Origin of the sequence: Klebsiella sp. CB_Kp196, from assembly GCF_040061575.1 — a bacterium.
Classification (GTDB): Bacteria; Pseudomonadota; Gammaproteobacteria; order Enterobacterales; family Enterobacteriaceae; genus Klebsiella; species Klebsiella michiganensis.
Window position 1 is genome coordinate 52,827 of the sequence record NZ_JBEAFH010000053.1, and the last position, 13,466, is coordinate 66,292.

At 61.6% G+C, this 13,466-nt stretch carries 8 protein-coding genes; 2 read left to right on the top strand and 6 right to left on the bottom strand.

All coding sequences use genetic code 11. The features are described 5' to 3' along the window. Positions 1–3: 3 nt before the first annotated feature. Genes ABLU87_RS18320 through ABLU87_RS18330 form a run of 3 tightly spaced genes read right to left on the bottom strand, consistent with a single transcriptional unit; the run spans position 4 to position 3,536 of the window. Positions 4–897 carry an ABC transporter permease gene (locus tag ABLU87_RS18320; RefSeq protein WP_014228319.1) on the bottom strand — a complete coding sequence of 298 codons (894 nt, stop codon included), beginning with the start codon at positions 895–897 and terminating at the stop codon, positions 4–6. Between the two features lie 2 nt (positions 898–899). Further along, complete coding sequence (locus tag ABLU87_RS18325; protein WP_004848587.1) at positions 900–1,853, bottom strand: ABC transporter permease; 954 nt, start codon at positions 1,851–1,853, stop codon at positions 900–902. Between the two features lie 18 nt (positions 1,854–1,871). After that, a complete protein-coding gene (locus ABLU87_RS18330) occupies positions 1,872–3,536 on the bottom strand; it encodes an ABC transporter substrate-binding protein (RefSeq protein ID WP_014228317.1) in 1,665 nt (554 codons plus the stop codon). Positions 3,537–3,860: 324 nt separating this feature from the next. Between ABLU87_RS18330 and ABLU87_RS18335 the strand changes: the two genes are divergently transcribed. Together ABLU87_RS18335 and ABLU87_RS18340 are read left to right on the top strand one after the other, a co-directional pair. Next, complete coding sequence (locus ABLU87_RS18335) at positions 3,861–4,976, top strand: YbdK family carboxylate-amine ligase (protein ID WP_025107066.1); 1,116 nt, start codon at positions 3,861–3,863, stop codon at positions 4,974–4,976. 51 nt (positions 4,977–5,027) lie between these two features. Then, a complete protein-coding gene (locus tag ABLU87_RS18340; RefSeq protein ID WP_122117670.1) occupies positions 5,028–5,747 on the top strand; it encodes a phosphodiester glycosidase family protein in 720 nt (239 codons plus the stop codon). A gap of 735 nt (positions 5,748–6,482) precedes the next feature. Here the strand turns inward: ABLU87_RS18340 and ABLU87_RS18345 are convergent. The 3 genes from ABLU87_RS18345 to ABLU87_RS18355 all read right to left on the bottom strand — a co-directional run bounded on the left by ABLU87_RS18345 (position 6,483) and on the right by ABLU87_RS18355 (position 13,462). Then, positions 6,483–9,575: an efflux RND transporter permease subunit gene (locus tag ABLU87_RS18345; RefSeq protein WP_049069478.1), complete on the bottom strand. Its 3,093-nt coding sequence runs from the start codon at positions 9,573–9,575 to the stop codon at positions 6,483–6,485. 10 nt (positions 9,576–9,585) lie between these two features. After that, positions 9,586–10,668: an efflux RND transporter periplasmic adaptor subunit gene (locus tag ABLU87_RS18350; protein WP_057173923.1), complete on the bottom strand. Its 1,083-nt coding sequence runs from the start codon at positions 10,666–10,668 to the stop codon at positions 9,586–9,588. Positions 10,669–10,738: 70 nt separating this feature from the next. Next, positions 10,739–13,462 carry a cation-transporting P-type ATPase gene (locus tag ABLU87_RS18355; protein ID WP_183129362.1) on the bottom strand — a complete coding sequence of 908 codons (2,724 nt, stop codon included), beginning with the start codon at positions 13,460–13,462 and terminating at the stop codon, positions 10,739–10,741. Positions 13,463–13,466 lie beyond the last annotated feature (4 nt).

Sequence of the window (13,466 nt, forward strand, 5' to 3'; positions counted from 1 at the left end):
CGCTTACTCCTTAATCGCCATTGCCGCACGCAGGCGGTCCGCGAGGATATTGAACGAAATGGAGGTGATAAAAATCATCAGGCCGGGCAGCGCCGCTACCCACGGCTGGGTATAAATCGCCGTACGCAGGGTGTTCAGCATCAGCCCCCATTCCGGCTCCGGCGGGCGAACCCCGAGACCGAGAAAAGAGAGCCCGGAGGCGAGGATCATGCACACCGAAATCAGGCCGGTGGAGAAGACGAAAATCGGCCCCAGCACATTGCCCAGCACCTGGACGCGAATAATGGTGAACGCGCTGGCCCCGGTGGCCCGGGCGGCGTCGATATAGTCCATATGCCGCACCTGCGCGGTGACGCTTTCGGCGATACGCGCCACCTGCGGCACGAACACCAGGGTCAGCGAGAGCAGCGCGTTACCGATGCCCGCCCCCAGCGCGCCGGAGAGCGCGATCGCCAGCAGCACCGAGGGAAAGGCGTAAAACACGTCCACGGTGCGCATAATCAGGGTGTTGGTTTTACCGCCCGCATAGCCGGCGATAATGCCGATCGCCCCGCCGATGAAAAAGGCGAACACCACCGGGACAATCCCCATAAACAGCGACAGCCGGGTACCGAGAATCAGCCTTGATAGCATATCGCGCCCGAGCTCATCGGAGCCCAGCGGAAAGCCGTCGGCGCCAATCGGTTTGAGGCGTAAAAACATCGATGTTTGATACGGATCTTTCACGATTAGCCAGGGACCGAACAGCGCCAGCGCCAGCAGGATGAGAATGATCGCGCCGACGAATACGCCGCCCGGGTCGCGCAGCAGGCGGCGAAACACGCCGCGCCAGTAGCCTTGTCTGGCAACCGTCGCGGCAGAGACAGTAATGCCTTTGGTCGTCACGGTATCCACCATCGTCAGCTCCTCTTAATTCGCGGATCGAGACTGGTTTGCAGAATATCCACCAGCAGATTGAGCAGGACAAAGAACAGCGCCAGTACCCAGATGGTGCCCTGCAATAGCGGCAGATCGCGCTGGAAGATAGCGGTGTTCAGCAGCAGACCGGTGCCGGGCCAGGAGAAGACGGTTTCCACCAGAATCGAGCCGCCCATCAGATAGCCGACCTGCAGCCCCATCACCGCCAGCGCGGTCGGGGCGGCGTTTTTCACCACGTGCAGAAAGATCCGCGACTCGTTGAGCCCCCGGGCGCGCAGGCCGACGATAAACTCCTGGCTGAGAATGTCCGCCACCTGCGAGCGAACGGTGCGGGCGATAATGCCGGTCGGGATCACCGACAGCGTGAAGGCCGGCAGCAGCATAAACTGCAGGTGTTCCCAGTTCCACTGCCAGCCCACCTCGCCGATTGGCCCGCCGCCGGTCGCCGGCAGCAGCGCGAATTTGACGCTAAAAACGATGACCAGCAGCATCCCCAGCCAGTAGTGCGGTACGCTGACGCCAAACACGGATAGCACCGAGGCCAGACGGTCAATAATGCTGTTACGAAAGTAGCCGGCGACAAAACCGAACAGGCTGCCCAGCGCAAACCCGATCGCCGTCGCCAGCAGCGCCAGACGCAGAGAGTAGGTGACCGCCGTCATCACTTCATCGATGACCGGGCGCCCGGTGGCGACCGACATGCCCAGATCGCCGTGCAGCGCCCGCCATAGCCAGTGCACAAACTGCAGCGGCAGCGGTTTATCAAAGCCGTAGGCCTGCATTAAGGTCTGACGCAGCGATTCCGAAGCGTCCGGCGGCATCACCGATACCAGCGGGTCGCCCGGCGCTATCTGCACCAGCATAAAACAGATCACCGCCACCCCGAGCATGGTGGGGACGGCCAGCAGGATGCGATATAGCAGTGTATTGATCATCTCTTGCTCCCGTGTCGATTACTCTTTTTTGCTCACCAGGCTGAGGTCGATAAACCAGCTTTGCGGCTGTACCACACCGGTGACGGCTGGCGATATCGCCCTTGGCCCGACATCGTGGGCGACGAACAGGAACGGCACCTGATCGACCAGCGCGGCGTGCAGTTCACCCGCGGCTTTATCCATTTCAGCCGGGGTAAACGCATGTTTCACCGCCGCCGCCAGCTTTTCGGTTTCCGGGGTCGAGAAGTAGCCCCAGTTGGTCGCCACCGGCGGGAAGGCCTTCGCGGTGGAGAAGCGGATCATGCCGAAATAGGGATCGTTAACCGCGGCGCTGACGTTGATCGCGTCGATCCCTTTCGCCGACGGATCTTTCGCCCCGAGACGCCAGTTGGTAAACAGGGTGTTCCATTCGTTGACCTTAATGTCGACGTTAAAGAAGCAGCTTTTCAGGCTCTGCTGGATGTACTCGTTCATCGGCAGCGGCTGCATCTGCCCGGAGCCGGAGGCCGAGGTGGCGACCGTGACGTGCAGCGGTTTCCCGGCGCTATACCCGGCTTCGGTCATCAGCTTACGGGCGGTATCCGGGTCATATTTGATCTGGAAGGTGGGTTTACCGTGCCACGGGCTGCCGGCCTCGTAGACGCCGGTCGCTTCGGTCATATAGCCGCCGAGATAGCTTTTGAGCTCCGCGCGGTTCAGGCACAGGTTGGCGGCTTTGCGCACGCGAATATCTTTCCACGGCGAGCCCTCTTCGAAGGAGAACTGCCACGGCCACAGGTGCGGCTGGGTGTTGGCGTAGATTTTAAAGCCCTGGGCTTTTATCTGATCGACCGCGTCCGGGGCCGGGGCTTCGATCCAGTCCACCTGCTTCGAGAGCAGCGCCGCCGTGCGGGCGTTAGCTTCCGGCAGCGGGATCAGCACCACTTTGTCCACTCGCGGAATGCGATCTTTGTTCCAGTAGTCGGGGTTCTTATCGAGGATCAGCTGCTGGCGAGGAACCAGTTTTTCCATTTTGAACGGACCGCTGCCCACCGCGTGGGCGGCGAACTCGGTCCACGCCTGCTTACTACGCGCGGCGGCATCGCCGGCGTTTGCCGGCACTGCGTCATACAGCTTCTGCCACGCCGTCGGTGAAACGATAAACAGGTTGGTAAGGTTGTAAGGCAGCAGCGCGTCCGGTTCGGAGGTGGTCAGCGCCACGGTGTGGTCGTCAATCTTTTCCGCGCCGGTCAGGGTCGGCATGCGTGAGAGGGTGTTGCCTATCTGGCCCGGGGCATACTGCGGCGCGGCTTTATTCAGCACCTTATCCACGTTCCAGACGATGGCATCGGCGTTGACCGTTGAACCATCGTGAAACTTAACGCCCGGGCGCAGGGTGAAAATCCAGCGGCTTTGATTTTGCGGGTCAACGTGCCACTCGGTCGCCAGCCCCGGCACCAGGCCGCTGGGCTTTTCTCCCTGAGAGAGATCCCATTCAACGAGGGCGTCGTAGAGCGGAATGCCGGTGAAGCGATTGCCCTCAAAGCCCTGATCGGGCTGTCCGAGGGTCAAAGGGATATCGGCGGCGGTCATGGCGATCCGCAGGGTTGAGGCATTGGCCGGCAAAGAGGCGATCAGCGCCAATGCTCCGCTAACAGCAACGGCGAGATGGCATTTACGCGAAAATATTTTTTTCTTCAGCATCACATTGTCCCTGTTAAATAAAAGTCGCTATTTAACAGGCAAGATACATACCAGTTCTGAACGCGCGGGGAATAAGCGTGAAATGGCTTATAAAATAAGAATGACTTATATCATCTCTATGATTTTACTTAAAAAATAGAATAACCTTATCTTTTTGCACCACCGGCGGGAATTCTGTTGCAGGATTGCACCAGCCTTACTTTCTTTTTAAAGGGATAATCACGTGGCGTTATTTTCTATAAATTAAATTCATAATGTCCGGCAAATCATCAGTTTGAGGCGTTGTCTTCTATACTTTCTGATAAAGAGAAAGAGGGAGTCGCCATGCCGTTACCTGATTTTCACCGCTCCGAGCCGTTTACCCTCGGTATCGAGCTGGAGCTTCAGGTCGTCAACCCGCCGGGTTTCGATCTGAGCCAGGACTCTTCCGCGCTGATTGACGAGGTGCAGGGCACGCTGAAAGCGGGCGAGGCCAAGCATGACATTACCGAAAGCATGCTGGAGATCGCCACCGGCGTCTGCCGCGATATCCACCAGGCCACCGCGCAGCTGAGCGCGATTCAACAGGCGGTGCTGCGCGCCGCCTCCCGCCATCATGTGCAGATCTGCGGCGGCGGAACGCATCCGTTTCAAAGCTGGCAGCGTCAGCAGATCAGCGATAACCCGCGCTACCTGAAAACCGTCGAGCACTTTGGTTACCTGGCGAAGCAGGCGACGATCTTCGGCCAGCACGTGCACGTGGGGTGTCAAAATGGCGATGATGCCATCTATCTTCTGCACGGCCTGTCGCGCTTCGTACCGCATTTTATCGCGCTGAATGCGGCATCGCCCTGGCTCGACGGGACCGATAGCGGCTTTGCCTGTTCGCGGCTTAACCTTTTTGCCGCCTATCCCGATAACGGCCCGATGCCGTGGGTGAATAACTGGCAGGCTTTTACCGGTCTGTTTCGCCGTCTTAGCTATACCAGCATGATCGACAGCATGAAGGATCTGCACTGGGATATCCGCCCCAGCCCGCGCTTTGGTACCGTCGAAGTCCGGGTGATGGATACGCCGCTGACGATTGCTCAGGCGGTGAATATCGCCGGGTTTATTCAGATCATCGCCTGCTGGCTGCTGACGGAGCGGCCGTTTAAGCATCAGCCCGAGGATTATCTGCTCTACCCCTTCAACCGCTATCAGGCCTGCCGCTACGGGCTTGATGGGATCAATACCGATGTTAACGGCGGCGAACAACGAACATTGCGCGAAGAAATTTTACAGCTGGCGGATAGGCTGGCCCCCAGTGCCCACAAGCTGAATGCCGGCAGCGCGCTGGAGGCGATTGTGCGCCAGGCGAAGCAGGATCGCAGCGAGCCGCAGCAGATGCGCGAGTTTGTCGCCAACGGCGGTTCATTGATCGGGCTGGTACAAAAGCACTGCGAAATCTGGACGGCGTAGCGGCGATAAAACGCTATACTGCACGCTTTCGTCGTCTGTCTGGAACCTGTCGTGCGCTTTTTCTCTCTTCTGCCGCTGCTGCTGTTATCCCTGCCCGCTTTCGCCAGCGGGAAGTGCTCGCTGACCGACCCGTCGCTGACGCTGCAAAGCTATACCGTTGATCCGCAGCGCGAACGCATCGTGATGTACTGGCAAAAAGAGGACGGTAAAGCCTGGGGATCGCTGCGCGCCCTGCTGGCGGATATCGACCACAACGGACAGGTGCAGATGGCGATGAACGGCGGAATTTATGATAAAGCCTACGCGCCGCTGGGGCTGTATATCGAGAAAGGCAGGCAGCTGACCCCGCTTAACCGCACTTCCGGCGGCGGCAACTTTTTTATTCGTCCCGGCGGGGTGTTTTATCTGCGCGGGCAAAACGCGGCGATTGTCAGCATCGATAAATTCAGGCCGTCGCCGGCCATCCGCTACGCCGTGCAGTCCGGGCCGATGCTGATTGAAAACGGCAAGATCAACTGGCGGCTGAAGCCGTCCGCCAGCTCGCGCAAGCTGCGTAACGGCGTGGGCATCACCGGCGATGGCAAAGTGGTCTTTATGCTCAGCGCGCGCGAAACCAATTTCTATGATTTTGCCTGCTACGCGCAGTCCAGGCTCAACGTGCGCCAGATGCTCTATCTCGACGGTACCATTTCGAAGATGTACCAGAAAGGCGGCAGCGTGCCGTGGCAGTACCATCCGTTCGTCACCATGATCGCGGTGGAGAGCAGGTAGTCGGCAAAACATCGTCTGCGGGGAGTAGCCCGGGTAAGGCGTTTACGCCGCGACCCGGGATTTCCGGGCCCGGTGCCTGAGGGAGGGAGATTGGGTACCCGGACAGGCGTGGCAGCGCCGCCTCCGGGACGGTGTTGAGGGATTCCGTTCACTATTATCCCACAGAAAATATCTCACCGTGGTACGTGAACGGGTAAAGGGGGAGAAAACCGTCTCCCCCTTTACAATCCCCGCGGTCCCGCAAAGAAATCGGTGCTGCGCACTGCGCTCACCTCCCGGACCTCAGCCTGCGGTCGGCTCAACTCGACCTTACTCGTCCCATCCCTGGGACTCGCCCCTACGGGGCCAGCGCAAGCGCTGTTCAAAATTGCTCCAGGCAATTTTGTCGTGTCTCGATTCGCCTCTGTCCGCCATCCCTGGCGGCCAGCCCTTGTCTTCGGTCCTCCGGTTCGCCGATTTCAGCGGGGGCCAGGGCATTGCTGCATGACACGTTGTTTCAGAAACATATCCGCAGCGGCATGAAAATCTCCCGGAGGCGGCGCTGCCGCGCCTGTCCTGGCTACGGATTACCGGCAATCTGCGGCCCGGTAGCCCGGCTAAGCGCAGCGCAAGCCGGGAAGAAGCCACAGCAATACCACGTCGCGGCATATTCCCCGGGTTGCGGCGTAAACGCCTTACCCGGGCTACGGGTTATCGGCAATATGCAGTACTGTAGCCCGGACAGGCGCGGGCCACCTACATCCGGCGGTGGGCCCACTCGCGCAGCCGCTGGAACAGCACGTACAGCGAAGGAATAAACAAAATGCCGATTACCGTCGCCACCAGCATGCCGCTGAACACCGTGGTACCGATAATCCGCCGGCTCTGCGCCCCGGCGCCGGTGGCGAGCATCATCGGCACAATCCCGATGATAAAAGAGACCGCCGTCATCATTACCGCGCGGAAGCGGCGGGTCGCCCCTTCGCGGGCGGCATCGACGATCGACATCCCCTCTTCGCGCTTCGCGCGGGCAAACTCGACGATCAAAATCGCGTTTTTCGCCGCCAGCGCGATCAGCAGCACCAAGCCTATCTGCACGTACACATCGTTGGCGTAACCGGCCCACCATAGCCACAGCAGGGACCCACCGATAGCGAACAGCACCGACAGCATCACGCTCGCCGGCAGCGTCCAGCTCTCATACTGGGCGACGAGGAACAGCCACGCCATCGCTACCGCCGCCAGCACAATCCACACCGCCTGGTTACCGGTCTGCTGCTCCTGCCAGGAGATGCCGCTCCAGGCGTAATCATAACCGTGCGGCAGGTTCGCTTGTAAAATCTGCTCCATCACCGCCATTGCCGTCCGGCTGCTGACGCCTTCGGCCGCCGACCCGCTCACCGATACCGACGGGAACTGGTTATACTGCTGAATAAACGGCGCGCCCACCGTCGGCGTAATCGTCACCAGATTACTCAGGCGAACCCGCTCGCCGCTGTCGCTGCGCACGTACAGCTCGCTTATCTGCTCTGCCCGCTCGCGCCACTGCATCTCGTTTTGCATCACCACGTGGTAGACACGATTGTTGATGCTGAAATCGCCGGCGCGGGTGCCGCCAAACGCGGTTTGCAGGCTGCTGAAAATCCTCGCCACCGGTACGTTCAGCCGGGCCGCCTGGTCGCGGTCGACGGTGAGCGTCAGCTGCGGCACGTTGCTGCTCCAGGTGGTAAATACCCGGCTCAGCTGCGGGTACTGATTAGCCGTCCGCAGCACCTGATGCGTCACCTGCTCCAGCTCCGCCGGCGATTGTCCGGCCTGGGCCAGAATGCGTAAATTAAACCCGGAAGCGTTGCCCAGCCCCGGCAGCGTCGGCGGCGCAAAAGTCATGATCGTCGCCTCCGGTAGCCCCATCAGCTGGCCCTGCACCTTTTCCATCACCGCCTCCAGCGGCGGCCGCTGGTGCCAGTCCTTCAGCATCACCGAGATAAATCCGCCGTTTGAAGCGCTGGTACCGTTGAGAATATTAAAACCGGAGACCTGAATCACATCCTCAACCGCCGGATTCAACAACAGCAGCTCGCGCGCCTGGGCCATCACCGCTTCGGTACGCTCCAGCGAGGCGGCTTCAGGCAGTTGCACGCTGGCAAAGAAGTAGCCCTGATCTTCCTGCGGCAGAAAACCCTTTGGCATGGTGATAAAGCTAAACACCACCACCCCGGCCGCCGCCATCGTCGCCGCCAGCGCCAGCCAGGGGCGACGATTCATCCTCCCGACCAGACGCCCGTAACCATCGCGCACCGTATCCAGACCGCGGTTAAAACCGCGCCAGATGGCGGCTGGCTGCTGCGGCCGCGGACGCAGCAGCAGCGCGCACAGCGCGGGCGTCAGGGTCAGCGCCACCACGCTCGACAGCGTCACCGCCGTCGATAAGGTCACCGCAAACTGGCGATACAGCTCGCCGACGATCCCCGGCAGCATCGCTACCGGCACAAACACCGCCAGCAGCACCAGAGTTGTGGCGATCACCGGCCCGGCGATTTGCCGCAGCGCCTCGGCGGTCGCGGCGCCGCGATCCAGCCCCTCCGCCATTTTCGTTTCCACGCTCTCCACCACCACGATGGCGTCATCCACCACCATCGTCAGGGCGAGAATAATCGCGAACAGGCTCAGGGTATTGGCGCTGTAGCCCAGCGCATAAAGCACGGCAAAGGTGCCGATAAGCGACACCGGGATCGCCAGCGCGACAATCAGCGTCGCCCGCCAGCTCTGGAGGAACAGCGAAACCACCACCACCACCGCCATAAGGGTCAGCGCCAGAGACACGCCGATCTCTTTGATCGTCGCCGCCACAAAGCGGGTGGTATCAAACTTCACTTCCCAGGTGAGATCCGCCGGGAAACGCGCGTGCAGCCGGGTCAGCTCAGCGCGCACCGCGGTGGCGACCTGCAGGGCGTTGGCGGTGGGCGTCGGATAGATACCGAGATAGGCGGAATCTTTGCCGTTGAGCTGCGCGCCGGAGCTGTAGCTGCGCGCGCCCAGCTCAATGGTCGCCACGTCAGACAGGCGTACCAGCTGGCCGCGTTCGCCGCTGCGAACCACAATTTGCCCGAAGCCGGCGGCGTCGCTGAGTCGCCCGATACCGTTGATGGTCAGCGTCTGCTGCTGGCCATTAAATACCGGCGGCGTCCCCACCTGCCCCGCCGCGCCCTGTACGTTCTGCTCGCGCAGCGCCTGGGCAATATCGTCGGTTGTGATATTCAGCGCGTTCATGCGGTCGGGGCGCAGCCAGATGCGCATGCTGTAGTCGCGCGCGCCGAACATCTGCACTTCCCCGACGCCGGGTAGACGCGCCAGCGCCTCGCGCACCTGAGTGCTGGCGTAGTTGCTGACAAACAGCGGCGATAGCGTGCCGAGCGGCGAATAGAGACTCACGCCCATCAGCAGGTTCGTCGCCCGCTTACGCACCTGCACGCCGTTCTGCTGCACGTCGGCAGGCAGCTGCGCCACCGCCTGCGACACGCGGTTCTGCACGTCGATCGCGGCTAAATCGGCATCGGTCCCGGCGGCAAAAGTCAGGCTCAGGCTGTAGGTCCCCTCATCGGAACTGGTGGACTCCATATAGAGCATATGATCGACGCCGTTGAGCTGGGTCTCCAGCGGCGCGGCAATGGCTTCCGCCACGTCCGCCGCGCTGGCGCCCGGCCAGCTGGCGCTAACGTTGATGACCGGCGGCGTAATCTGCGGATACTGCTCGACCGGGATCAGCTTCAGCGAGACCGCGCCGACAAAGGTCATCAGCAGGGCAATCACCATCGCAAAGCGCGGGCGACGGATAAAAAATGTGAGCATCGCCTCTCCCTTATTCACTCAGCAGCTGAACGGCCGCGCCGTCACGCAGGCGCTGGGCGCCTTCCGTCACTACGCGCTCCCCCGCTTTCAGACCATCGGCCACCACGAAGCTCTGGCCATGCTGACCGGCGGGCGCTAAACGGCGCATCGTCACGGTGTTGTCCGCCGTCAGTACCCAGCAGTAAAAGCCCAGCGCATCCTGCTGTAGCGCAGAGGCCGGGATCATCGGGCTCTCCTTAAGCTGCTGCGGCCGGAAGAAAACCGTGACGTTGCCGCCCGGCAGCAGACGGTGCTGCGGGTTGGCAAACTCAGCGCGCAGCGCCACGCTGGCGGTGCGGCTATCAATACGGTTATCGACGGAGGTCAGGGCGCCGTCTTCACGCCGCCCATCGACATCCACCTGCGCCAGCCACGCCTGCTTCAGCGCGGCGATATCCGTGTGCTGTCCCGCTTTCGCGAAAAAGGCGGTTTCATCCAGCGAGAACGCCACGCGAATGGGATCAAGCTGGACCACATCGACCAGCACGCCGCTGGCGGGATTCACCAGCCCGCCGACGTGAAAAGGACTATGGCCGACGCGCCCGGTGACCGGCGAGGTAATGCGGGTGTAGCCGAGCGTAATCTGCTGGGCGGCAATGCGCGCCCGGGTCTGCTCGACGGCGGCGGCGGCGACATCGCGCTGCATCTGCGCGGTGTCTACGTCGTTGCGGCTGATTGCGTGGTTATTTTTCAGCTGCTGGTAGCGGCTCAGCTGCTGCTGGGCCTGGCGTAGCGAAGCCTGCGCGCTTTTCAGTTCAGCCTGGGCCAGCGCCAGCGCGGCTTTCGGCTGGGCGTCATCCAGCGTAAACAGCGGATCGCCCTGGTTGACGTACTGCCCATCCTGGAAGTGGCGCTGCACAATCTTTCCTTCGGTGCGGGCGCGAATATCGACGGAGTGAATGGCCTCAACGCGGCCGGAGATTTGCCGTTCATCGGCATGCGGCGCGTGTTCCACGGTGGCAACGCGCACCGGAACGGCCGGCGCGGCGGCGGCGGTGAGCGCGTAGCCTGCCAGGCCGCAGGCCAGCAGGGCGGAGCGGATAATCTTGTTCATGGGGAATTCCTTACGACGATGCGGCGTCCCTCCCCCCTCAGGAGAAGGGACGCCGGGCGGGTCAGACACGCTATGCGGCTTTGCGGAAACGACGGGTCAGGCGCTTCTCAACCTCCACCACCAGGAACATCGCGATACCGATGACCAGCGTGATGAACCAGTAGCGCAGCGGCAGCCCTTCGGTGCCAAACATCGTCTGCATCACCGGTACGTAGATGATGACCAGCTGCATCAGCAGCAGCACGCCGCTCACCAGCCAGATGCCTTTGTTGCGCAGCAGTCCCATGCTCAGCGAGAAGCTGTCGCTGCTGCGGCAGTTAATCATATAGACCCACTGCGCGGTGACCAGCATCTGCAGCAGGACGGTGCGGATAAACTCCGGACTGTGGCCGCGCGGCGCCAGCCAGGCTTCAAGCATAAAGGCGGCGACGGCGATCATGGTGCCGACGAAAGCGACGCGCCAGACGGCGAAGGCGTCCATAACGTGCTGGCCGGTTTTACGCGGCGGCCGGTTCATGGCGTTGCGCTCGGCGGCTTCAAACGCGAGGCCGAAGGAGAGCGTCGCGGAGGTGGCCATGTTCATCCACAGAATCAGCACCGGCGTCAGCGGAATGATGTTCCCCGCCAGCAGGGCGATGATAATCAGCAGCCCCTGCGCCAGGTTGGTCGGCATGATGAACAGAATGGTCTTCTTCAGGTTGTCGTAGACCCGACGCCCCTCTTTGACCGAACTGGCGATGGTGGCAAAGTTGTCGTCGGTCAGGACCATGTCGGCGGCCTCTTTGGTCACCTCGGTGCCTTTAATCCCCATGGCGATCCCGACGTCGGCCTGGCGCAGCGCCGGGGCGTCGTTGACGCCGTCGCCGGTCATGCCAACCACTTCGCCGTTATCCTGCAGCGCTTTCACCAGGCGCAGCTTGTGCTCCGGGCTGGTACGGGCAAAGATATCGTACTCAACGGCGGCTTTCGCCAGCTCGGCGTCGTCCATGTGCTCCAGCTGATAGCCGGTCATCGCCTGGCTGCTGTTGGTGATCCCCAGCATCTGGCCAATGCTCATCGCCGTCTGCGGGTGGTCGCCGGTAATCATCTTCACGCGGATCCCCGCGTTCTGGCAGGCGTGGATAGCGTCAATCGCTTCCGGACGCGGCGGGTCCATCATTCCGGCAATGCCGAGGAAGACCAGTCCTTCGCGCAGATCGTCGTGGGTCAGCGTGGTGCTGCCAACGGTGGCCGGTTTGTAGGCGGCGGCGACCATACGCAGGCCCTGGCGGGCAAAGCGCGCCATCTCCTCTTCCCAGTACTGCGGCTCGAACGGCACCGCCCCCTGCTTGCTCAACTGATGGCAGCACAGGGCAAAAATCACGTCCGGCGCGCCGGTAATCAGCACCTGCTCGACGTCGCCCATTTTCTGGTGGGTCGCCATGTACTTGTACTGCGAGTCGAACGGGATTTTCGCGACCAGGCGGGCATCGACTGGCGCAAGCTGCGCTTTCGCCGCCAGCACCTTCAGCGCGCCTTCGGTCGGCCCGCCGGTAATACCCCACAGGCCGCGCTCGTCCTGAATCATCTGGCTGTCGTTACACAGATCGATGGTGCGCAGATAGGTTTCCAGCACGCTGCCCGGTTTAATCTGCACCGGCTCGTTGCTGCCTTCCAGGCAGATGTTACCCTGTGGCTCGTAGCTGTCGCCTTCGACGCGGTAGCAGCAGTCGGCGGTGATGATCGCTTTGACGGTCATCTCGTTCATCGTCAGGGTGCCGGTTTTATCCGAGCACACCACGGTCATGGCGCCCAGGGTTTCCACCGTCGGCAGCTTGCGGATAATCGCCCGCTGACGCGCCATCGCCTGTACGCCCAGAGAGAGAATAATCGAGATAATCGCCGGTAAGCCTTCCGGCACGGCGGCCACCGCCAGGCTAATCAGGGAGAGCAGCAGCTCGCCGAGAGGAATGTCGCGCAGCGCGAGGCTGAAGACGAACAGCGCGGCCATCATCGCCAGGATGATAACGAAAATCGCTTTACCGAGCTTATCCATCTGCACCAGCAGCGGCGTACGGTGCTTCTCAATGCCCGCCATCATCTGGTTGATGTGGCCGAGCTCGGTCTCCTGACCGGTTGCGGTCACCACGCCAACGCCGCCGCCGGCGCTGATGGTGGTGCCGGAGAAGAGCATATTGGTACGGTCGCCCAGCGGCAGTTCGCCTTCCAGCGCGTCGGTGGTTTTATCCACTACCGTCGACTCGCCGGTGAGAATCGCCTCTTCGACCCGCAGATTATGGCTCTCAATCAGGCGCATATCGGCAGGCACGCGGTCACCCGCGCGCAGTATCACGATATCGCCCGGCACCAGGTCGCGGGTCGGGATGGTTTCATGCTTGCCGCTGCGCTGCACGCGCGCGTCGCTGGAGAGCATATTGCGGATGCCCTGCAGCGATTTTTCTGCGTTGCTCTCCTGGATATGGCCGATCAGGGCGTTGATCACCGTGACGCCCAGGATGACGAGCGTATCGACCCAGTGGCCCATGACCGCGGTGAGCGCGGCGGCGGCCAGCAGGACAAAAATCAGGACGTCGTTAAAGTGGGCAAGGAAGCGCAGCCAGGCCGGCTTGCCTTTTTTCTCCGGCAAGGCGTTGGGGCCGAATGTCTTCAAACGCTCGGCGGCCTCGGCGGCGCTTAGGCCGTTGGCATGGCTTTTATTCTGCGCCAGCACCGCATCAACCGTCTGCTGATATGCGCGGCGTGGCGCGACATCCCCTGAGGGGGTGGTATTATTAGTTTTGATCGTTTTGGTCAAAATA

Coding starts and splice junctions, on each gene's coding strand:
- ABLU87_RS18350 (WP_057173923.1), bottom strand. CDS start 10,668: ATGAACAAGATTATCCGCTCCGCCCTGCTGGCCTGCGGCCTGGCAGGC.
- ABLU87_RS18330 (WP_014228317.1), bottom strand. CDS start 3,536: ATGCTGAAGAAAAAAATATTTTCGCGTAAATGCCATCTCGCCGTTGCT.
- ABLU87_RS18335 (WP_025107066.1), top strand. CDS start 3,861: ATGCCGTTACCTGATTTTCACCGCTCCGAGCCGTTTACCCTCGGTATC.
- ABLU87_RS18320 (WP_014228319.1), bottom strand. CDS start 897: ATGGTGGATACCGTGACGACCAAAGGCATTACTGTCTCTGCCGCGACG.
- ABLU87_RS18325 (WP_004848587.1), bottom strand. CDS start 1,853: ATGATCAATACACTGCTATATCGCATCCTGCTGGCCGTCCCCACCATG.
- ABLU87_RS18345 (WP_049069478.1), bottom strand. CDS start 9,575: ATGCTCACATTTTTTATCCGTCGCCCGCGCTTTGCGATGGTGATTGCC.